Annotated in this window: 19 protein-coding genes and 3 pseudogenes; 7 read left to right on the top strand and 15 right to left on the bottom strand. The window is 51.4% G+C overall.

Annotation, left to right across the window (positions count from 1 at the left end; genetic code table 11):
- The first annotated feature begins 13 nt into the window (after positions 1 to 13).
- Positions 14 to 535 (top strand): superoxide dismutase [Cu-Zn] SodC, encoded by a 522-nt coding sequence (sodC, locus tag C1P89_RS07205; RefSeq protein WP_005050299.1) that lies wholly within the window; start codon positions 14 to 16, stop codon positions 533 to 535.
- Here the strand turns inward: sodC and C1P89_RS07200 are convergent, their stop codons facing one another.
- Genes C1P89_RS07200 through C1P89_RS07190 form a run of 3 tightly spaced genes read right to left on the bottom strand, consistent with a single transcriptional unit; the run spans position 536 to position 3,644 of the window.
- Positions 536 to 2,527, bottom strand: coding sequence for an FUSC family protein (locus tag C1P89_RS07200; RefSeq protein WP_005153666.1), 1,992 nt, complete (start codon positions 2,525 to 2,527; stop codon positions 536 to 538).
- Between the two features lie 20 nt (positions 2,528 to 2,547).
- On the bottom strand, positions 2,548 to 3,405 hold the full coding sequence (locus C1P89_RS07195) for an efflux RND transporter periplasmic adaptor subunit (RefSeq protein ID WP_005136442.1): 858 nt from the start codon (positions 3,403 to 3,405) through the stop codon (positions 2,548 to 2,550).
- Positions 3,406 to 3,407: 2 nt separating this feature from the next.
- A complete protein-coding gene (locus C1P89_RS07190; protein WP_000670998.1) occupies positions 3,408 to 3,644 on the bottom strand; it encodes a DUF1656 domain-containing protein in 237 nt (78 codons plus the stop codon).
- Between the two features lie 200 nt (positions 3,645 to 3,844).
- Here C1P89_RS07190 and slyA point away from each other — a divergent pair, with 200 nt between their 5' ends.
- Positions 3,845 to 4,279 (top strand): transcriptional regulator SlyA, encoded by a 435-nt coding sequence (gene slyA / locus C1P89_RS07185; RefSeq protein ID WP_001296943.1) that lies wholly within the window; start codon positions 3,845 to 3,847, stop codon positions 4,277 to 4,279.
- Between the two features lie 46 nt (positions 4,280 to 4,325).
- On the opposite strand, the gene slyB is transcribed toward slyA, so the two are convergent.
- Positions 4,326 to 4,793, bottom strand: a complete 468-nt coding sequence (gene slyB / locus C1P89_RS07180; RefSeq protein ID WP_000597196.1) for an outer membrane lipoprotein SlyB — start codon at positions 4,791 to 4,793, stop codon at positions 4,326 to 4,328.
- 273 nt (positions 4,794 to 5,066) lie between these two features.
- Between slyB and anmK the strand changes: the two genes are divergently transcribed.
- The 5 genes from anmK (at position 5,067) to pdxY (ending at position 9,643) form a co-directional block, all read left to right on the top strand.
- Entirely contained in the window at positions 5,067 to 6,176 is a 1,110-nt protein-coding gene (gene anmK / locus C1P89_RS07175; RefSeq protein WP_000835077.1) for an anhydro-N-acetylmuramic acid kinase, read from the top strand.
- 97 nt (positions 6,177 to 6,273) lie between these two features.
- Positions 6,274 to 6,603, top strand: coding sequence for a C-type lysozyme inhibitor (gene mliC / locus C1P89_RS07170; protein ID WP_000061968.1), 330 nt, complete (start codon positions 6,274 to 6,276; stop codon positions 6,601 to 6,603).
- Between the two features lie 58 nt (positions 6,604 to 6,661).
- Positions 6,662 to 7,318, top strand: coding sequence for a pyridoxamine 5'-phosphate oxidase (gene pdxH, locus C1P89_RS07165; protein ID WP_001282313.1), 657 nt, complete (start codon positions 6,662 to 6,664; stop codon positions 7,316 to 7,318).
- A gap of 128 nt (positions 7,319 to 7,446) precedes the next feature.
- Complete coding sequence (gene tyrS / locus C1P89_RS07160; protein WP_001295400.1) at positions 7,447 to 8,721, top strand: tyrosine--tRNA ligase; 1,275 nt, start codon at positions 7,447 to 7,449, stop codon at positions 8,719 to 8,721.
- Positions 8,722 to 8,779: 58 nt separating this feature from the next.
- Positions 8,780 to 9,643: a pyridoxal kinase gene (gene pdxY, locus C1P89_RS07155; protein WP_011310203.1), complete on the top strand. Its 864-nt coding sequence runs from the start codon at positions 8,780 to 8,782 to the stop codon at positions 9,641 to 9,643.
- 43 nt (positions 9,644 to 9,686) lie between these two features.
- Here pdxY and gstA read toward each other — a convergent pair.
- The 11 genes and pseudogenes from gstA to rsxA form a co-directional block, all read right to left on the bottom strand.
- A pseudogene (gene gstA / locus C1P89_RS07150) lies at positions 9,687 to 10,184 on the bottom strand (glutathione transferase GstA); the annotation flags it as partial.
- A 13-nt stretch (positions 10,185 to 10,197) separates the two neighbouring features.
- Positions 10,198 to 11,543: pseudogene (locus C1P89_RS07145) on the bottom strand (IS4-like element IS4 family transposase).
- Positions 11,544 to 11,610: 67 nt separating this feature from the next.
- A pseudogene (locus tag C1P89_RS07140) lies at positions 11,611 to 11,730 on the bottom strand (glutathione transferase GstA); the annotation flags it as partial.
- Positions 11,731 to 11,834: 104 nt separating this feature from the next.
- Entirely contained in the window at positions 11,835 to 13,337 is a 1,503-nt protein-coding gene (gene dtpA / locus C1P89_RS07135; protein WP_000100931.1) for a dipeptide/tripeptide permease DtpA, read from the bottom strand.
- A gap of 611 nt (positions 13,338 to 13,948) precedes the next feature.
- The gene (gene nth / locus C1P89_RS07130; RefSeq protein WP_001030339.1) at positions 13,949 to 14,584 is read right to left on the bottom strand and encodes an endonuclease III; all 636 of its coding nucleotides are present in this window, start codon (positions 14,582 to 14,584) and stop codon (positions 13,949 to 13,951) included.
- Positions 14,584 to 15,279 carry an electron transport complex subunit RsxE gene (rsxE, locus tag C1P89_RS07125; protein WP_001289657.1) on the bottom strand — a complete coding sequence of 232 codons (696 nt, stop codon included), beginning with the start codon at positions 15,277 to 15,279 and terminating at the stop codon, positions 14,584 to 14,586. Before rsxE ends, nth begins: the two co-directional genes overlap by 1 nt.
- A 3-nt stretch (positions 15,280 to 15,282) precedes the next feature.
- Positions 15,283 to 15,903: an electron transport complex subunit RsxG gene (gene rsxG, locus C1P89_RS07120; RefSeq protein WP_000920806.1), complete on the bottom strand. Its 621-nt coding sequence runs from the start codon at positions 15,901 to 15,903 to the stop codon at positions 15,283 to 15,285.
- Between the two features lie 3 nt (positions 15,904 to 15,906).
- Positions 15,907 to 16,965 carry an electron transport complex subunit RsxD gene (gene rsxD, locus C1P89_RS07115; protein ID WP_000231955.1) on the bottom strand — a complete coding sequence of 353 codons (1,059 nt, stop codon included), beginning with the start codon at positions 16,963 to 16,965 and terminating at the stop codon, positions 15,907 to 15,909.
- Entirely contained in the window at positions 16,966 to 19,188 is a 2,223-nt protein-coding gene (gene rsxC / locus C1P89_RS07110; RefSeq protein ID WP_000915765.1) for an electron transport complex subunit RsxC, read from the bottom strand.
- Complete coding sequence (gene rsxB / locus C1P89_RS07105; protein ID WP_000991809.1) at positions 19,181 to 19,759, bottom strand: electron transport complex subunit RsxB; 579 nt, start codon at positions 19,757 to 19,759, stop codon at positions 19,181 to 19,183. Before rsxB ends, rsxC begins: the two co-directional genes overlap by 8 nt.
- Complete coding sequence (gene rsxA, locus C1P89_RS07100; protein ID WP_000133192.1) at positions 19,759 to 20,340, bottom strand: electron transport complex subunit RsxA; 582 nt, start codon at positions 20,338 to 20,340, stop codon at positions 19,759 to 19,761. Before rsxA ends, rsxB begins: the two co-directional genes overlap by 1 nt.
- Positions 20,341 to 20,400 lie beyond the last annotated feature (60 nt).

The raw sequence follows: 20,400 nt of genomic DNA, 5'->3' as shown, positions 1-20,400 counted from the left end.
GAACGGAGGTCCTATGAAACGTTTTAGTCTGGCCATTCTGGCGCTGGTTGTTGCGACCGGCGCACAAGCTGCCAGTGAAAAAGTCGAGATGAACCTCGTCACGTCGCAAGGGGTTGGGCAGTCAATTGGTAGCGTCACCATTACTGAAACCGATAAAGGTCTGGAGTTTTCACCCGATCTGAAAGCATTACCCCCCGGTGAACATGGCTTCCATATTCATGCCAAAGGAAGCTGCCAGCCAGCCACCAAAGATGGCAAAGCCAGCGCCGCGGAATCCGCAGGCGGGCATCTTGATCCACAAAATACCGGTAAACATGAAGGGCCAGAAGGTACCGGGCATTTAGGCGATCTGCCTGCACTGGTCGTCAATAATGACGGCAAAGCTACCGATGCCGTCATCGCGCCTCGTCTGAAATCACTGGATGAAATCAAAGACAAGGCGCTGATGGTCCACGTTGGCGGCGATAATATGTCCGATCAACCTAAACCGCTGGGCGGTGGCGGTGAACGCTATGCCTGTGGTGTAATTAAGTAATTACGAGGCCAGCGTACCTTGCGGTGGTGCTTGCTCAAGTTGCGAAAGCGAGCAGTACAGCCGCCAGACAATTGCCGCCAGCTCACGGGCGGCAGGTTGATGATGACGGGCAAGGCTGTCGCAAATCCGCTGTAATTCTTCAAGTGTGGCCGCCAGTGATTTTTGCTGAACGCCACGCTCACTCATCACTCCCCGCAACAGTGAAATACAGTTATCCCGTACTCGCGATAACGGATCGGAACGCGATTCCCAGTCGCGCAATTGCCAGACAACATGAGAACAGTTCAGCAGCACTACACCCCAGCGTAATAACCAACGGCGAGCCAGCGCATCCTGGCTGTTACTCAACTGACTGACGTGATGATAAGTGAGCGATTCAAATTCGCTTCCACTCAGTGTTGGATGGCGGCTTAGCTGATCGACAAAATCCCGGCGCAGCGCGCGAATATGGCGGCGGCTTTTACGAGCATCCGATCCTGGACGCAGAATGGCGAACGCTAGCCAAGCCAGCGCAACGCCAACGATTTTTGCCAGATTCTCGTTAAGAAAATCAGCAAAATCATACACCGGGGGATTAGTGACAGCGATAAACGAACCCATAAAAACAATCAGTTGCCCCCACAGTGCGGCAAATTTGGGCATCTGCAATTTAAGAAGCTGCATTGTCGCCAGCAGTGGAAAGAGAAACAGTAAAAATTGCCACAGATCGCTAATCTGGACCATCAGGCCAAATTTGACCACAAAGCTGAATAGCGAAAGTAACACCAGCGTGCGCATCAGCAGTGACAACGACTTAAACGGTGCTGCGACGGCGGAGTAGAGTACGCAGCTAATTGCTGCCAGCGTTAATGCATTGGCACCGGCATCCCATTGCGATGCAATACTCCATGCGCCAATCATCATCAACGTACAAAATGTACGCAGCCCGCTCCACATAGCTTCGGCGTTGTCGGTATGACGAGCCAGAGCGGATGTCCGTGCGAGTCTGGCATGATCATCTACACCGCTTTGCAGACGATGTAATTCCTGACTACTTTGCAGATAAAGGCGGCAAAAATAACGTAGTCGCTGCCAGAAGGCGACGTGCCGGTAGTCGGCGACGTTGGTCGGGCGTAGCGGGGCGATAATACGTGCGACGGTGTAAGCATCTGTTTGCGAACTGGCGAGCGCAGTCAGCAATTGTTCGAGAATTTCTCGCGTGGCACCTGGCGGTGAGGGCCAGTTGAGCAACATACGTCGCAGGCTGGAGATGACACTGGTCATACGTAATTGCTGGTGGAGTAGCGCATTAAGGCGCGCGTTTTGCTGGCGAAAACGATAGTGGCTCCAGAAAGCCTGGATACGCAGCAAATTCATGGTCAGTATCTGCCCAATCACCCCCTCATGTGCTGCACGAATGGCATCGTTTGTTTCAGGCTGCCAGAGTAAACTGGCATGTTCCAGTAATCGGGCGTGCATGTTTTTCAATGCAGTTAAAAGGGCAGTAGCATCGGAACTGCTAGGCAGGATCATCATCATCATGCCGCCGCACAAAATACCGACTATCACCTCGCAAACGCGCGCCTGAGCGATATCCCACAGCTGGCTGGCCTCAGTAATATTAACCATCGGAAAGGCGATGATGGCAGCCGTGTAGCCCGCCAGTTGAAATGCATACGCGACGTTATTCGTGAAGTGCGCACAGGCCCAGGTACAAAAGCCAAGCCACGCCGACATGCTCAATAGAAAAAACCACGGCTCATTGAGCGTATGTCCGGCAAGAAGCAGTGCCGCAATGGCTCCCAGTAAACTGCCAGCGATGCGTCCGAGGCTTTTGCTGATGACACCGCCAACGGTGGGAAAGCTAACCACTGCAGCCGAGGTCATCGCCCAATAGGGTTCATCCAGATTCAAATAATAGGCAACCGTCAGCGCCAGACACATGGCAATGGTATTGCGTAACGCATAACGCCATTGCGCCAGCGTGGCCCTGAACCAGGGCAAATTGCGCAAGGACCATTACGATGCGTTCATTATTGACCTACGGCAATGCTACAGGTGGTGCCCGACACCAGCGTGACATCGCCTGGAACTTTATCCAGCGCAAAGCGGACGGGAACGCGTTGGGCGAGACGAACCCAGGGGACGTTAGGTTTCACATCCGGAATAAGGCTTGAGTCACTTTCAACGCTCTGATCATAAATCGCCCGACCGATACTGGAAACGTGACCCTGTAACGTTTTGTTATCACTATAGAGGGTAATTTGTGCTGGTGCACCTTCGCGGATATGGCGCAACTTGGTTTCTTCAAAATAACCAATGACGTAAAACGAGTGGCTGTCGACAAGGGCAAAAAGCGGTTTCCCGGTGTCAGCGTAATCGCCGATGCGGGTAGTGAGGTTAGTCACCCGTCCACTCACCGGGGCGCGAATTTCCGTTTGCGCCAGTTGCCATTGTGTCTGTTTCAGCGTGGCCTGTGCGGCATTAACACTGGCCTGCATCGCTTTAACATTGAGGTTAGCGGTATCGAGTTCTTCGGCAGAAATAAAATTTTGTGAGAGATGACGACGACGATTCGCTTCGTTATTGGCTTTTGCGAGGTCAGATTGCGCTTTCGCCAGCTGAGCCTGTGCGTTCAGCTCGGCGATCTGAAAGGGCGTTTTATCGATCGTGAGCAGAAGATCCCCTGCGTTAACCAGCTGGTTGTCTTTTATATTCAGCTCAACAATACGTCCCGACACCTGTGGGGTGATAGAAACCTGTTCTGCGCGTATTTTCCCGTCGCGTGTCCACGGAGATTGCATGTAATAATTCCACAGCCACCATCCGGCAAGAACCGCAACTACCGCTACAATGATTGTTGAGAAATACTTAATTGTTTTAATTGACATAGTTACCACGCAATCAGTATTGCCAGAGCAAGGCAAACGCAAATCGCAAACAGCGATAAATCCATTAACAAGGGATGCCAGATGTCACCGGCGTAGATCCAGCCACGAAGCAGGCGGTGTACGACAAGCCAGATGACGAATCCAAACGCGAATGCTTTGAAAAACGGAGGAAAATAGACGGACGCACCGAACACCAGATCTTGTAAGGGCAATCCTGTTGCATTGAGCATAAACTTCACAAAGTAGATTCCTTTACGACCGAATATATTGCGTTAGATTAATAAATATTCTTTAAGTGCGAAAAATTTACGCGCAATTTCTGAAAAATATGTCTGACGGTAACCAAATGCAGCAATACATTTGTTTTAGCAATACAATTGCTGCACACTATTCTAAAAGCCGCATAATATCTTAGCAAGCTAATTATAAGGAGATGAAATTGGAATCGCCACTAGGTTCTGATCTGGCACGGTTGGTGCGCATATGGCGTGCTCTGATAGACCATCGCCTGAAACCGCTGGAGTTAACACAAACCCATTGGGTTACGTTACACAATATCCATCAGTTACCTCCAGACCAGTCGCAAATTCAACTGGCAAAAGCGATTGGCATCGAGCAGCCATCACTGGTCCGTACTCTGGACCAACTGGAAGAAAAAGGGTTAATTTCGCGTCAAACTTGTGCCAGCGATCGTCGGGCTAAACGTATTAAACTGACGGAAAAGGCAGAGCCACTGATCAGCGAAATGGAAGCTGTTATTAACAAAACCCGCGCGGAAATATTACATGGCATCTCCGCAGAGGAACTGGAGCAACTGATTACGCTCATCGCAAAACTTGAGCATAATATCATTGAGTTACAGGCCAAAGGGTGAAATGAAGGGGGCGTGTGGTCAGTAACCTGACCACACGCAAACTTATTTAGCGCGGAGAAACGGTCACCTGACTGCCATTGCTGGCCAGTACGACACGTTGGCCCGGAGAGAAACGAGTGTTGCCTTGTTTCTGTACCACCATGATGGTATTACCATCGTCTTTACGAATTTCCAGCTCGACACCCTGCGTTTTGTTCATTGCACTCTGTACGCCCTGACCAGCTACGCCACCTGCAACAGCGCCTGCTGCAGTAGCCAGAGAACGCCCGGTTCCGCCACCAACAGTATTCCCCAGGAAACCACCAAGAACAGCACCGCCAATTGCACCGATAACGTTGGAATCATCACCGCCCTGAATCTGTACCGGACGTACGTTAACGATGGTGCCATAGCTGACATTCTGTACTTGTTTCGCTTCAGAAGCGGTATAAACATCCCCTGACAGGGTGTCGTTATTAACACAACCGACAAGAGACAGACCTACCATTGAAACAACCAATACGCGTTTAATCATTGAAAAATCTCCTGTTCACCATGAAACGCCACGCAAGCATCCCTCATGGTCAAAGTATATGGCATATGTGAATCCATGGTTACATGTTCTACCAAATATGAGCAAATCATAATGAAAGTAGGATCAACCAATTATAAACAAAACATTCATGATGATTATTGATTTGAAGATAATGTTTTACTACCAACGGTAAAAATCGGTCATTCCGCATGGTATCCACGAAAAGTTTATGTTTGAGTGGTGCGCAAACGTCAGATTGAAAAAGGATGAACTATGAAATCGGGCCGCTTTATTGGCGTTATGTCAGGCACCAGCCTTGATGGTGTTGATGTTGTGTTGGCGACAATAGATGAACACCGGGTCGCACAGCTGGCAAGCTTGAGCTGGCCGATCCCGGTGTCTCTGAAACAGGCTGTACTGGATATTTGCCAGGGCCAGCAGCTTACACTTTCGCAGTTTGGACAGCTTGATACTCAACTCGGGCGACTTTTTGCTGATGCGGTCAATGCCTTGCTTAAGGAACAAAACCTGCAGGCGAGAGATATAGTTGCGATCGGCTGTCACGGTCAAACCGTCTGGCATGAACCGACGGGCGTGGCACCACACACTTTACAGATTGGCGATAACAATCAAATTGTGGCACGCACCGGAATTACGGTTGTCGGTGATTTTCGCCGTCGCGATATTGCCTTGGGAGGACAAGGCGCACCGCTGGTACCTGCGTTCCATCATGCCTTGCTGGCTCACCCAACCGAGCGACGAATGGTGCTCAATATTGGCGGCATCGCCAATCTGTCACTGCTCATTCCTGGGCAGCCGGTTGGCGGCTACGATACCGGTCCTGGTAACATGCTGATGGATGCCTGGATCTGGCGTCAGGCCGGTAAACCTTACGATAAAGATGCCGAGTGGGCACGGGCGGGTAAAGTTATTCTCCCACTGCTGCAAAATATGCTCAGCGACCCATATTTCTCGCAACCTGCACCGAAAAGCACCGGACGCGAATACTTTAACTACGGCTGGCTGGAGCGCCATTTACGCCATTTTCCGGGTGTTGATCCCCGTGATGTTCAGGCCACACTGGCAGAACTCACCGCCGTGACCATTTCTGAACAAGTTTTGTTGAGCGGTGGCTGCGAACGATTGATGGTATGTGGTGGAGGTAGTCGTAACCCGCTACTCATGGCGCGTCTGGCGGCATTACTGCCAGGCACAGAAGTCACCACCACCGATGCCGTTGGCATTAGTGGCGATGACATGGAAGCATTGGCATTCGCCTGGCTTGCCTGGCGGACGCTGGCGGGATTACCAGGAAATCTGCCTTCCGTCACTGGCGCAAGCCAGGAGACGGTACTGGGGGCTATTTTCCCTGCTAACCCGTGATATCAGAGTTAACTGAATTTTTCTTACCGCGTCTGCCGTTACACTTGAAACGTTAGGGAGGGCGTATTGCCCTCCAGACCAGGAAAGTCTTCGGGAAATGTCTATGAAAAAACTGTTACTGATCTGTTTGCCGGTGCTTCTCACCGGCTGTAGCGCGTTCAATCAACTGGTTGAGCACATGCAAACCGCTACGCTGGAATACCAGTGTGATGAAAAACCGTTGACGGTCAAACTGAATAATCCGCGCCAGGAAGTCAGTTTTGTTTACGATAATCAACTACTGCATCTCAAACAGGGCATTTCAGCGTCTGGTGCACGTTACACTGACGGAATCTATGTTTTCTGGTCGAAAGGCGATGAAGCGACTGTCTATAAACGCGACCGCATCGTATTGAATAACTGTCAGTTACAAAATCCACAGCGTTGAGATTTTTCCAGGGGCGGCGCACAATAGCGTCACCCACTGACAATCCGTAAAGAAAACCATGTCTGATAACGACGAATTGCAGCAAATCGCGCATCTGCGCCGTGAATACACCAAAGGCGGGTTACGCCGTCGCGATCTTCCCGCCGATCCATTAACCCTTTTTGAACGTTGGCTCTCTCAGGCGTGTGAAGCCAAACTGGCAGACCCTACCGCGATGGTGGTCGCTACCGTGGATGAACATGCTCAGCCTTATCAACGCATCGTTTTACTCAAACATTACGACGAAAAAGGCATGGTGTTTTACACCAACCTCGGCAGCCGTAAAGCACATCAAATTGAAAATAATCCGCGCGTTAGCCTGCTGTTCCCGTGGCATACCCTTGAGCGCCAGGTGATGGTGATCGGTAAAGCGGAACGACTTTCGACTCTCGAAGTGATGAAATATTTTCATAGCCGCCCGCGTGATAGCCAGATTGGTGCATGGGTTTCGAAGCAGTCCAGTCGCATTTCTGCCCGCGGTATCCTTGAAAGTAAATTCCTGGAGCTGAAGCAGAAGTTTCAACAGGGCGAAGTGCCATTGCCGAGCTTTTGGGGCGGTTTTCGCGTCAGCCTTGAACAGATTGAGTTCTGGCAGGGCGGTGAGCATCGCCTGCATGACCGCTTTTTGTACCAGCGTGAAAATGATGCGTGGAAGATTGATCGTCTTGCACCCTGAAAAGATGCAAAAATCTTGCTTTAATCGCTGGTACTCCTGATTCTGGCACTTTATTCTATGTCTCTTTCGCATCTGGCGAAAAGTCGTGTACCGGCAAAGGTGCAGTCGTTATATACATGGAGATTTTGATGGCAAGCAGTAACTTGATTAAACAATTGCAAGAGCGGGGGCTGGTAGCCCAGGTGACGGACGAGGAAGCGTTAGCAGAGCGACTGGCGCAAGGCCCGATCGCGCTCTATTGCGGCTTCGATCCTACCGCTGACAGCTTGCATTTGGGGCATCTTGTTCCATTGTTATGCCTGAAACGCTTCCAGCAGGCGGGCCACAAGCCGGTTGCGCTGGTAGGCGGCGCGACGGGTCTGATTGGCGACCCGAGCTTCAAAGCTGCCGAGCGTAAGCTGAACACCGAAGAAACTGTTCAGGAGTGGGTGGACAAAATCCGCAAGCAGGTTGCCCCGTTCCTCGATTTCGACTGTGGAGAAAACTCTGCTATCGCGGCGAACAACTATGACTGGTTCGGCAATATGAATGTGCTGACCTTCCTGCGCGATATTGGCAAACACTTCTCCGTTAACCAGATGATCAACAAAGAAGCGGTTAAGCAGCGTCTCAACCGTGAAGATCAGGGGATTTCGTTCACTGAGTTTTCCTACAACCTGTTGCAGGGTTATGACTTCGCCTGTCTGAACAAACAGTACGGTGTGGTGCTGCAAATTGGTGGTTCTGACCAGTGGGGTAACATCACTTCTGGTATCGACCTGACCCGTCGTCTGCATCAGAATCAGGTGTTTGGCCTGACCGTTCCGCTGATCACCAAAGCAGACGGCACCAAATTTGGTAAAACTGAAGGCGGCGCAGTCTGGTTGGATCCGAAGAAAACCAGCCCGTACAAATTCTACCAGTTCTGGATCAACACTGCGGATGCCGACGTTTACCGCTTCCTGAAGTTCTTCACCTTTATGAGCATTGAAGAGATCAACGCCCTGGAAGAAGAAGATAAAAACAGCGGTAAAGCACCGCGCGCCCAGTATGTACTGGCGGAGCAGGTGACTCGTCTGGTTCACGGTGAAGAAGGTTTGCAGGCGGCAAAACGTATTACCGAATGCCTGTTCAGCGGTTCCTTGAGTGCGCTGAGTGAAGCGGACTTCGAACAGCTGGCGCAGGACGGCGTACCGATGGTTGAGATGGAAAAGGGCGCAGACCTGATGCAGGCGCTGGTCGATTCTGAACTGCAACCTTCCCGTGGTCAGGCGCGTAAAACTATCGCCTCCAATGCCATCACCATTAACGGTGAAAAACAGTCCGATCCTGAATACTTCTTTAAAGAAGAAGATCGTCTGTTTGGTCGTTTTACCTTACTGCGTCGCGGCAAAAAGAATTACTGTCTGATTTGCTGGAAATAATGCATTAAGTGGAAAGGGGGAGTGAGAAATCACTCCCCCTGGTTTTTATACAGGGAACATGATGAAAAATATTCTCGCTATCCAGTCTCACGTTGTTTATGGTCATGCGGGTAACAGTGCGGCAGAGTTTCCGATGCGCCGCCTGGGCGCGAACGTCTGGCCGCTGAACACCGTTCAATTTTCTAATCACACCCAATACGGCAAATGGACTGGCTGCGTGATGCCGCCCAGCCATTTAACCGAAATTGTGCAAGGCATTGCCGCTATTGATAAATTACACACCTGTGATGCCGTGTTAAGTGGCTATCTGGGATCGGCGGAGCAGGGTGAACATATCCTCGGTATCGTCCGTCAGGTGAAAGCAGCGAATCCGCAGGCGAAATATTTTTGCGATCCGGTAATGGGGCATCCGGAAAAAGGCTGTATCGTTGCACCGGGTGTCGCAGAGTTTCATGTGCGGCACGGTTTGCCTGCCAGCGATATCATTGCGCCGAATCTGGTTGAGCTGGAAATACTCTGTGAGCATGCGGTAAATAACGTCGAAGAAGCGGTTCTGGCAGCGCGCGAACTCATTGCGCAAGGGCCACAAATTGTGTTGGTTAAACACCTGGCGCGAGCTGGCTACAGCCGTGACCGTTTTGAAATGCTGCTGGTCACCGCCGATGAAGCCTGGCATATCAGCCGTCCACTGGTGGATTTTGGTATGCGCCAGCCGGTAGGTGTTGGTGATGTGACGAGCGGTTTACTGCTGGTGAAACTGCTTCAGGGGGCAACGCTGCAGGAGGTCCTGGAACATGTGACCGCTGCAGTCTACGAAATCATGGTGACCACCAAAGCAATGCAGGAATATGAGCTGCAAGTGGTGGCTGCTCAGGATCGTATTGCCAAACCAGAACATTACTTCAGCGCAACAAAGCTCTGAAATATCACATTTCGGCCCACAACGACCTGTGGGCCGATGGCTATTACTTTAAGCCTTCCGCTGACAGCGCGTCTTGTACTTCCGGACGTTCAGCCATACGTTGCATAAATGCCGCAATGTGCTCTAACCCTTCCAGATTCAGTTTCACCGCGTATGCCCAGCGCAGAACCGTAAACAGATAGGCATCAGCAATTGTAAATCTTTGCCCGCAGATCCAGTGCTCATCCTTCAGTGCCTCGTTCACATATTGCAGCTTCTTATCCAGCTGCGCGCGAACTGTCGGTTTGTACTCTTCCGGTGTATCTGGGCGAAACAGAGGTGTGAAACCTTTATGCAGCTCGGTGGCGATGTAATTCAGCCATTCGATGGTTTTATAGCGGGAAATACTGTTTACCGGTGCCAGCAACTGGCGGTCGGGGACGCTGTCGGCAAGATACTGCATAATCGCTACGCCTTCCGTCAGCAAAGTACCGTCATCCAGCAGCAATGCTGGCACCTGCCCCTTAGGGTTAACGGCAAAGTAATCGTCACCGTTTTCGAGTAATGCCAGTCAGTTAAGCAACTGACTGGCTCTTTTTCGGGGCTGTGGGGTATTTCCAGGGCCTCTCCTTTACCACTCTCGGGAAGGCCCTTTCCCTTCTCGTCGGTAATTTCACAAGTTGTCCCATACTTGCAAGATCGCGCATCAGCTCCGGTATACGTCCCGGTGAAGCGCCCTGCAATGTCATCAGCATTCTCATCACCATTCCGCATGATTCTGAGAAACTCAGTTGATTCGGCCAGTAACCTTTCAGATGTTCCGCCATTTTAATCATCTGATATCTCACCAGATTATAAGCCAGTAAGACACCCCACAGCTCTTGCTCCACAAGCTCCGGCTTTTTACTTCTCAGCGTCAGCCTGCTCAGTTGCATCGTCTGTTTTATCTCCCTGTATCCCAGTTCGATTTCCCAGCGATGACTGTACAGATCCGCCATTTCTCCTCCGGGGAAGCGCATGGCGTCCGTCATCGACGTCAGCAGATGGCAGACTTTTCCTTTGCGCGTCACGGTCAGCAGGCGGGCTGTCACTTCATTTCCCAGTCCCGGCCACTTTTTTCGTGCCTGCGGGCTGGTTTTCAGCTTCACCAGATGATCGCCTTTACCCAGTTTTCTGAGCTCTTCATATTGCGCTCCCTTTCTGAGAGGTATCATCCAGTGGCGGTGTTCTCCCGCCAGGCTCCAGGCATTTAACAGTCCCAGTGAGTAATAACCTTTATCCATTAACGTCAGAGTGTTATCGCCGGTTTGTTCTATAAGTTGCTCAGCAAGCTCATTTTCGCTGTTCTTCATCGTGCCGAAGGCTGCAGCCGTCAGCAGATGGCTGGTCAGTTCCATCTGGCAGACCATTTTGACCTGCGGGTAGAGCGCCGGGTTCCCGGCATGTGTCTGGCGGGGGAAGGCTGCATCGTTCTCTGGTGTATCCGGTGTGCGCCAGAACACACCATCGATGGCCAGCAGGGTCAGGCCGCACCAGTGCGGATGCGGCGTGGCGTTATGCCAGAGCTGCGCTGTTTTCGTGAACACGCGGCGGACAGCCTCACTTCCCAGGCGCTGGCGGGCCTGAATAACGGCACTGGGGGCAACGAAGGGGCGATTGCCCGGCAGCATGATGTCCAGGCGATTCACAATCTGGTGAAGAGGTTCTTTACGCTCAAGCGCCATGCCAACAATACACCAGACCATCATTTCGAGGGGAAGACGGCGCTTGCGTAGCGTTACAGTACCTGATTCGGCAAGGCAACGAGAGATGAGTTCGGGGTCGAGGTAATCCCCAGAGAAGTCAGTGGGTTACGCAGAGAATCGTAACGGGATACCAGATCAAGAGCCTGTCCAATGTGCATAAAAAAAACCGGAAACAAGTGAGCGTTTCCGGATTCTTACACAGCCACTGGATCGGTCAACTGATCCTTAACTGATCGGCATTACACCGTTTTCGAGACGTTTTTTCATTAAATCCACACTGACGAGGGTAAAATCCTTTCCGCTCTCACGCAGGGTGATATGGGAAGCGAGAGAGCAGGCACCCGGTTTGTAGAACAATTTCATCGGTAACTCCTTTTGTCTGTGGTTTAAAGTATGGTAGTGCGTTGCTGAACAAAAAAAAGCCGCTAACGAAAAGTTAGCGGCTTGTAAAAGAGTTTCCCTGAATTTTACGCTACAGCAGCTTTCGCCGCTTTGTCTGCAGCGTCATCCTGCGTCATACGGTGCAGTTTAGGCGCGGTCAGCAGCATCAGTACTGCAATAATGGCAGTAGCGACACCAATCTGCAAGAATACGCGACCATAAACTTCCAGTGACATCAGCGGGTCGGTAACGTTATCCGGCACAGCCATCATACCCGCAACATAACCACCAATCAGGTTTGCACCGGCAGTGGTCAGGAACCAGCTACCCATAATGAAGCCCATCAGACGCTGCGGAACGAGTTGTGCAACCATTGCCAGACCCAGACCAGAGATCATCAGTTCCCCGATGCTCTGCAGGCCATAGCTTGCGACCAGCCAGCTTACAGACACGATACCAGCGTCAGACGCGAATTTCGCACCCAGCGGCAGAATCAGGAACGCACCAGAACACATCACCATGCCGATTGCAAACTTGGTTGGCATCGGCAGGGTATCGCCCATCTTGTTATAGATAGCGGCCAGAATCGGACTACCGATGATGATCCAGAACGGGTTCAGTGCCTGATACTGCTCAGGTTCTACGGCCAGACCCAGAATGGAGTGCTCAACGTTACGAATCGCAAAGAAGTTCAGTGACGTTGGCATCTGGCTGTACAGCACGAAGAAGATAATGGCTTCGAGCATCAGGATGAAGGCAACGATCATTTTACGACGCGCAGCACCTTTCATCGCGAAGGCTTCTTTACCGAAGATAACCACGATACCGAAGGCAACAACGCCCAGCGCCATACGCGCAACTTCCTGATTGTGCAGCAGCCAGGTGGCGATAGCGATCAGTGCCACAACACCAATAATGGTCAGCAGCAGGTTACGGTAGTTGATAGGCTCGAAGTCTGGTTTTGAACCGTACTGTTTAACCCAGCGTTGGCAGAAGGCGAAGTTAACGATAGTGATCAGCAGGCCTACAACGCTCAACGCAAACGCAACACTCCAGCCGTATTTCGCGGCCAGCCACGGCGTAGCAATCATAGAGAAGAAAGAGCCGATGTTGACGGACATGTAGTACATGGTGAATGCACCGTCCAGACGCGGGTCGTTTTTCTCATAGCATGTAGAAAGCAGAGAAGATGGGTTAGCTTTAAACAGGCCGTTACCGACCGCAATAGCCGCCATACCCATATAAACGATACCGGCGTCGTGACCAGACCAGGCAACCAGAGCATAACCAATCGCCAGCACAATAGCGCCGAGCATAATTACGCGTTTAGTACCCAGTACCTTGTCACCTAACCAGCCGCCGATAGCGACCAGACCATAAACCAGGGCACTAAAGGAAGAGAAAAGGGTGATTGAATCCGCTTCAGACATACCCAGTTGTTTAACCAGGTAAACAGCCATAATTCCTTGTAGGCCGTAATAACCAAAACGTTCCCATAACTCAATCGAGAAGATGAGATAGAACGCCTTCGGTTGTTTGAAAGCGTTCAAACTGACGCTTTCAGTTGGTTTTTGGTTTGCAGTGGACACTTTTACCTCTTTTTTTACATCCCATATTAACGGGGGGGCTTTCTCGCGTTATGTCTAAAAAACATACGCGCAATTGTTATAGTGGGAGGGGAAACGGCAGGTAATGTTCACTATCTTGCACTTTCAGACAAGTCCTTTGTAATAATCTGTTACATATAACTGAGGCGGGGAATTCAACCATTCCGGGAAATGTTATCCAGCGTTAAATTTTTCAAAAAACGTAATGGCAGATTTTTTCACTGCACTGAGAGGGGGGGTGATGGCTTAACGGCGATATGTTCTGCTATTTGGCGTTTTTACTAGTGAGATAGTCCAGTTTCTGAAAAATAGCCAGTGTAATGTTTTGTAGGTCAATATTTGTTGCGTGTGTAAATTTAAATTATTTTAACCTGATTCTTGCAATGTTTTTACATTGCGACAGCATCGTGATCTTGATCACGAATGAATAGAAAATTTCGCTATTAAAAAAACAATTAACCTGCATTTTTGGTTATCCGCAAACGGATTACCTGATGATAACGCTAAGCAATGGCATCATTCACGTTAAAAAGATGTTTTAAAAGAGGATAAAGAAAGGTTATCAATGGGGTAATCGGTGTTACCCCTTTTCTTCAGATGTCAACTTTCTCTTTGTATTCACAAAGATCTTCAATAATACAAGAGCCACAGCGGGGCTTGCGGGCAATGCAGGTATAACGCCCGTGCAGGATCAACCAATGGTGGCAGTCGACTTTAAACTCTGCCGGAACCACTTTCAGTAGCTTTTCTTCTACCTGTTCGACGTTTTTCCCCGGCGCAAATTGAGTACGATTACAAACGCGGAAAATGTGCGTGTCGACAGCAATAGTCGGCCAGCCGAATGCAGTGTTTAATACGACGTTGGCTGTTTTACGACCTACGCCGGGCAGGGCTTCAAGCGCAGCACGATCTTCCGGAACCTCGCCATTATGCTGCTCCAGTAAGATACGGCAGGTTTTGATGATATTTTCTGCTTTGCTGTTATAAAGCCCAATCGTTTTGATATAGGTTTTAACCCCTTCAACGCCCAGTTCAAGCATCGCTGCAGGCGTATTCGCCACCGGGTAAAGTTTCGCCGTCGCCTTATTAACACTGACATCGGTCGCCTGAGCGGAAAGCAGTACGGCAATCAGCAATTCAAAAGGCGAACTGAAATTAAGCTCGGTGGTGGGATGAGGATTGTTCTCACGCAGGCGAGTGAGGATCTCCAGGCGTTTTGCTTTGTTCATCAGACATTCCCTGTTTCACCGTTTGGCAATGCACGTTCGGCAGCTGCTTCAGTACGGCGCTTTTTCATTCTTTCATCAATCAGGTATTTTCCTGCCAGCATCAGTCCCAGGCCAATAAATGCACCTGGTGGCAGCATCGCCAGCAGGAAAGGGGAGTCGGTGTGGAAAATCTCCACGCGTAATACTTTTGCCCAGCTACCTAACAGCGCATCTGCACCGTCAAACAATGTGCCATTGCCGATAATTTCGCGTAGTGAACCCAGCACGAACATGGCGCAGGTTGCGCCCATACCAATTGAAAAGCCGTCCAGTGCCGAAAGCGCCGGACCTTTTTTGGCGGCGAAGGCTTCAGCGCGGCCCACAACGATACAGTTAGTGACAATCAGCGGAATAAAAATCCCTAATGATTGATACAGGCCAAAGGCGTAGGCGTTGATCAGCATCTGTACAGCGCTGACCACCGAGGCGATGATCATCACGTAAATGGGAATGCGGATCTCGGCTGGCGTCCAGTGACGCAGCGTCGAAATGGTCAGGTTGGTCAGCGTCAGTACCAGCGTAGTCGCAAGTCCTAAACCCAGAGCGTTAGTGGCAGTGGACGTGACCGCCAACAGAGGACAAAGGCCGAGCAACTGGACCAGCGCAGAGTTGTTTTTCCACAACCCCTGAACAATAACGTCTTTAATTTCGCTCACGCTTTATTCTCCACAGGCAGGAAGTTGAGAAAGTTGTGCCGGTAACGTCTGAGCGTACAATCCGGCGCGTTTTACCGCATTAACCACCGCGCGGGGAGTAATCGTCGCGCCGGTGAACTGGTCGAAATCACCACCATCTTTCTTCACCGCCCAGTGCGCATCATCCGCACCACTGATTTTTTTACCCGCAAAATGGGTGATCCAGTCAGAAAGGCGCAGTTCGATTTTATCGCCAAGCCCTGGCGTTTCGTGGTGCTCTGTCACGCGCGTGCCAAGTACCGTGCCGTTAAAATCGGCTCCCACCAGCAGCTGAATCGCACCGGAATAGCCATCTGGCGCGGTTGCTTCCAGAACGGCGGCTACCGGTTTGTCATCCTGTTTGGCGATGTAAACCCGATGCTCACCTTTACCTAACTCTGGCGCAGTTACCAGATAGCAACTCTGTGCCAGCGTATTGTTATAGCGTTCGGCTGGCAGCACCTGATCAAATAATGCCTTTTGTTGCAGACTGGCCTGTTCAGCAATCGTCGTTTTGGTCATCTGGTTGATGGCCGCAGTTAACCCTGTTGAACCCGCTGCAAATAGCGCTAACGTAATGCCGTGTTTTCGGATAGTTTTCAGCATGGTTTACCCTTTGCGATGGCCGTAGACGCGCGGACGCGTGTAGTAATCGATCAGAGGAACCGTGATGTTCGCCAGCAGGACGGCAAAAGCCACGCCGTCAGGATAGCCGCCGAAACTGCGGATCAACCAGACTAATAAGCCCGCAAGCGCGCCGAAAATAAGACGACCACGATTGGTCGTAGAAGCGGTAACCGGGTCAGTCAAAATAAAGAATGCGCCGAGCATGGTCGCACCAGACAGCAGATGAATTTGCGGTGCTGCCAGTGTTTCTGGTGAGAACAACCAGCCCAACGTTGCGCATAACGCCAGCGTTACTAAGAAGCTGAGGGGAATATGCCAGCGAATCGCTTTCTGCCATAGCAACCACAGGCCGCCAGCCAGCCAGGCGAGATTTACCCATTGCCAACCAGCGCCCGCCAGAATACCGCTGTAGATCGGATATTGCATAATCTGTTCAACCGAATGACCGGCACGGACAGAGGTTTTAAATGTATCCAGCGGTGTCGCCTGACTAATGCCATCAATACCTAAGCGTAGTGTGTTCATATCACCACCACTGGCGGTATGCCCGCTGAAAATAACCTGTATGGCGTCGATAAAACCAGGGATGTTGACCGCAATTTCATGTGGCGGTAACCAGCTGGTCATCTGCACCGGGAAGGAGATCAGTAAGACCACATAACCAATCATTGCCGGATTAAACGGGTTTTGCCCCAGACCGCCATACAACTGTTTAGCGATGATCACCGCAAACACCGTACCCAGCACGACCATCCACCATGGCGCGAGGGGGGGAATACTTACCGCCAGCAATAAGCCTGTCAGCAATGCTGAGTTATCTTTCAACGTTGCGGCTACCGACTGCTTGCGTAGTTTGAGTACGAGAGCTTCGGCTAACAGAGTACTAACCGATGCCAACAGGATCTGAACGAGAGTACCCCAACCAAAAAACCACAGTTGCGCTGCGATTCCTGGCACGGCTGCGAGCAACACCAACAGCATAATGCGCGATGTCTGGCGCTGGTTATGGGTATAAGGGGAGCTAGCTATTCTGAATACCATTTAGTCCTCGTTTACAACCTTCTGCTGGGCGGCTTTTTTGGCCTGAGCGCGGGCAATAGCCGCGGCAACTGCCGCTTTGCGCGGATCAACCTGTTCTTCTGGTTCTGCGTTAGTCTGTTGCTGTTCCAGCTTGCGCGCTTTGGCACGGGCAATAGCGGCTTCGACGGCGGCTTTGCGCGGATCAACCTGTTCTTCTGGTTCCGCATTAGCCTGTTGCTGTTCCAGTTTGCGCGCTTTGGCTCGGGCAATAGCGGCTTCGACGGCGGCTTTGCGCGGATCAACCTGTTCTTCTGGTTCTGCGTTAGTCTGTTGCTGTTCCAGCTTGCGCGCTTTGGCACGGGCAATAGCGGCTTCGACGGCGGCTTTGCGCGGATCGACCTGTTCTTCTGGTTCCGCATTAGCCTGTTGCTGTTCCAGCTTGCGCGCTTTGGCACGGGCAATAGCGGCTTCGACGGCGGCTTTGCGCGGATCGACCTGTTCTTCTGGTTCCGCATTAGCCTGTTGCTGTTCCAGCTTGCGCGCTTTGGCGCGGGCGATAGCTGCTTCAACGGCAGTTTTACGTGGATCAGCAACGGTTGCTGCGTCGTTAGTTTGCTGCAGTTCTGCCTGTTTCGCTCTGGCTTGCGCTTTACGGGCTTCCCGTGCTGCAATAATTGCACTGTTATCCGGGCGTTCGCCCGCTTTAATCACAATAGGCTGTGTAGCCTGGGCCTGTTTCTCTTTCACCCGCGCCAGAGCGGCAGCAATCGCATCTTTATCTTTGGCTGCAGGTTGAACGGCTGCGCTCTTATGTCGTTCAAGGCGAGCCGCTTTTTCGCGCTCCAGACGAGCCTGGCGCGCTTCGAAACGCGCTTTGGCTTCTGCGGCGCGCTTTTCTTCCTGACGAATAGCCGCAATTTCAGCTTTTTCCTGACGGAAATATTGCACCAGGGGAATATTGCTCGGGCAAACCCACGCGCAAGCCCCACATTCAATGCAATCAGCAATGTTATGCGTGGTAGCTTTATCGTGTTGCTGACCTTTGCTGAACCAGTACAACTGTTGCGGCAAAAGATCCGCAGGGCAGGCGTCAGCACAGGCGCTACACCGGATGCAGCTTTGTTCTTCCTGTGGTTCGCCAAGTTCATTGGCAGAGGGAGCCAACAGACAGTTGGTAATCTTTACGACCGGGACATCCAGCCATGGCAAGGTAAAGCCCATTAGCGGGCCACCCATAATCACCATTTGATCGGCAGAGGGGCAGAATCCGGCATCATTCAATAAATGACGCACTGGCGTCCCCAGCCGTGCCCAGACGTTGCCCGGGCGAGCGATTGCTTCGCCAGTCAGGGTTACAACACGCTCGGTAATCGGCTCGCCATCAATAACGGCACGTTTCACTGCATAAGCAGTGCCGACGTTTTGCATTAATACGCCGATATCGGATGAACGCCCGCCATGTGGAACCTGCTTCCCGGTCAGAATGTAGGTTAATTGTTTAGCACCGCCAGAAGGATATTTGGTTGGAATCACCCGCAGAGAAATATCGTTAGAGTCCGCCAGCACCGCGCGCAGCATGGAAATCGCCTGCGGTTTGTTATCTTCAATGCCGATAAGAATTTCGCGTGGCTGCAGAATATGCGCAAGAATGCGAATACCCTCTACGACCTGAGCCGCGCAATCCTGCATCAAACGGTCATCGGCGGTAATGTACGGCTCGCACTCAGCCGCGTTGATAATCAACGTTTCAATCTTATCTCCGCCACCCTGCAATTTAACGCCTGTCGGGAATCCTGCACCGCCCAGCCCGGCAACACCAAACTGATGTATGCGCTCGATTAACTCTTCGCGACTGCGAGTGCGATAATCGGCCCAGCCGTCGCGCGGGATCCAGCAGTCTTCACCATCGGCATCAATAATCACGCTTAATTCAGCTAAAGCTGAAGGATGAGCCGTAGAGTGGGGCGCAATAGCCGTAACGGTACCCGAGGTGGGCGCGTGAACAGGCAGCATTTTGCCGCGACCACGGGTAAGCGGCTGGCCGCGCAATACTTTATCGCCGACGCTAACGCACAACTCACCTTCAGCGCCAATATGCTGTTTCAGTGGAATAACAAAACGCTGCGCCAGTGGTACCTGGCGCAGGGGTGTACCGTTGGACTGGGTTTTCATCTCCGGTGGATGGATGCCGCCGTTGAAATCCCAGATTTTATTTTTTCTGAATGCAGAGAATAACTTAAGCATGGTGTTCCACGGGAATGATACGCACGGGAATGGTGTTCAGATCCCATTTCCAGGAGTCAGGTGTTTCTGCGACCGGTTGCAACGAGATGCAGTGCGTCGGGCACGGATCAACACATAAATTGCAGCCCGTACAGAGATCACTCATTACCGTATGCATGGCACGGGTAGCGCCAACGATGGCGTCTACCGGACAAGCCTGAATACATTTAGTGCAGCCAATACAGTTATTTTCATCAATAACCGCCACCATCCGCGCAGGCGTTAGCTCTTGCGCTTCGCCATCCAGCGGCTGCGGCTCGACATTAAGCAACTCGGCAATTTTTAGCATCACAGCTTCGCCACCTGGGGCGCAACGGTTGATTTTTTCACCGTTACAGCTGATGGCTTCCGCGTAGGGGCGACAGCCGGGATAACCGCACTGACCACACTGGCTCTGCGGTAAGATTTCGTCAATTTTCTCAACGACCGGATCGTCTTCCACCGCAAAACGGCGGGAGGCATAACCCAGAATGGCGCCAAACGCCAGGCCCAGCAGGCTCACGGCGGCAACGGCAATCCAGATAGCATTCATTACAACTTCACCAAACCATTAAAGCCCATAAAGGCCAGAGACATAAGACCTGCGGTAATTAACGCAATGGCATTACCGCGAAAAGGTGCCGGGACATCAGCCACAGCAAGGCGTTCGCGGATGGCGGCGAAGAGCACCATCACCAGCGAGAAACCGACAGCGGCGGAAAAACCGTACAGCGCCGACTGCAAGAAATTGTGCCCGAGATTGATATTCAGCAACGCCACGCCGAGCACTGCACAGTTGGTGGTGATAAGCGGCAAAAAAATCCCCAGCAGACGGTAAAGCACCGGGCTGGTTTTGCGCACCACCATCTCGGTGAACTGCACGACCACAGCAATCACCAGAATAAATGCCAGGGTGCGCAGGTAAATCAGATTAAGTGGGATCAAAATCCACGTATCGATAAGCCAGGCGCAAATAGACGCCAGCGTCATCACAAACGTTGTTGCCAGCCCCATGCCCATCGCGGTTTCCAGTTTTTTGGAAACCCCCATAAACGGACAGAGACCGAGAAACTTGACCAGTACAAAGTTATTGACCAGTACAGTTCCGACAAACAGTAACAGGTAGTCAGTCATTTTTCGGCCTGAAATAAAAAAGCCGCCTATTATCCGTTAATCCAGAGCAGGCGACAACAG

Source organism: Shigella sonnei (assembly GCF_002950395.1).
GTDB lineage: Bacteria > Pseudomonadota > Gammaproteobacteria > Enterobacterales > Enterobacteriaceae > ECMA0423.
The sequence above is the reverse complement of the archived record's forward strand: the minus strand, read 5'-3'. Positions and strand labels throughout refer to the sequence as shown.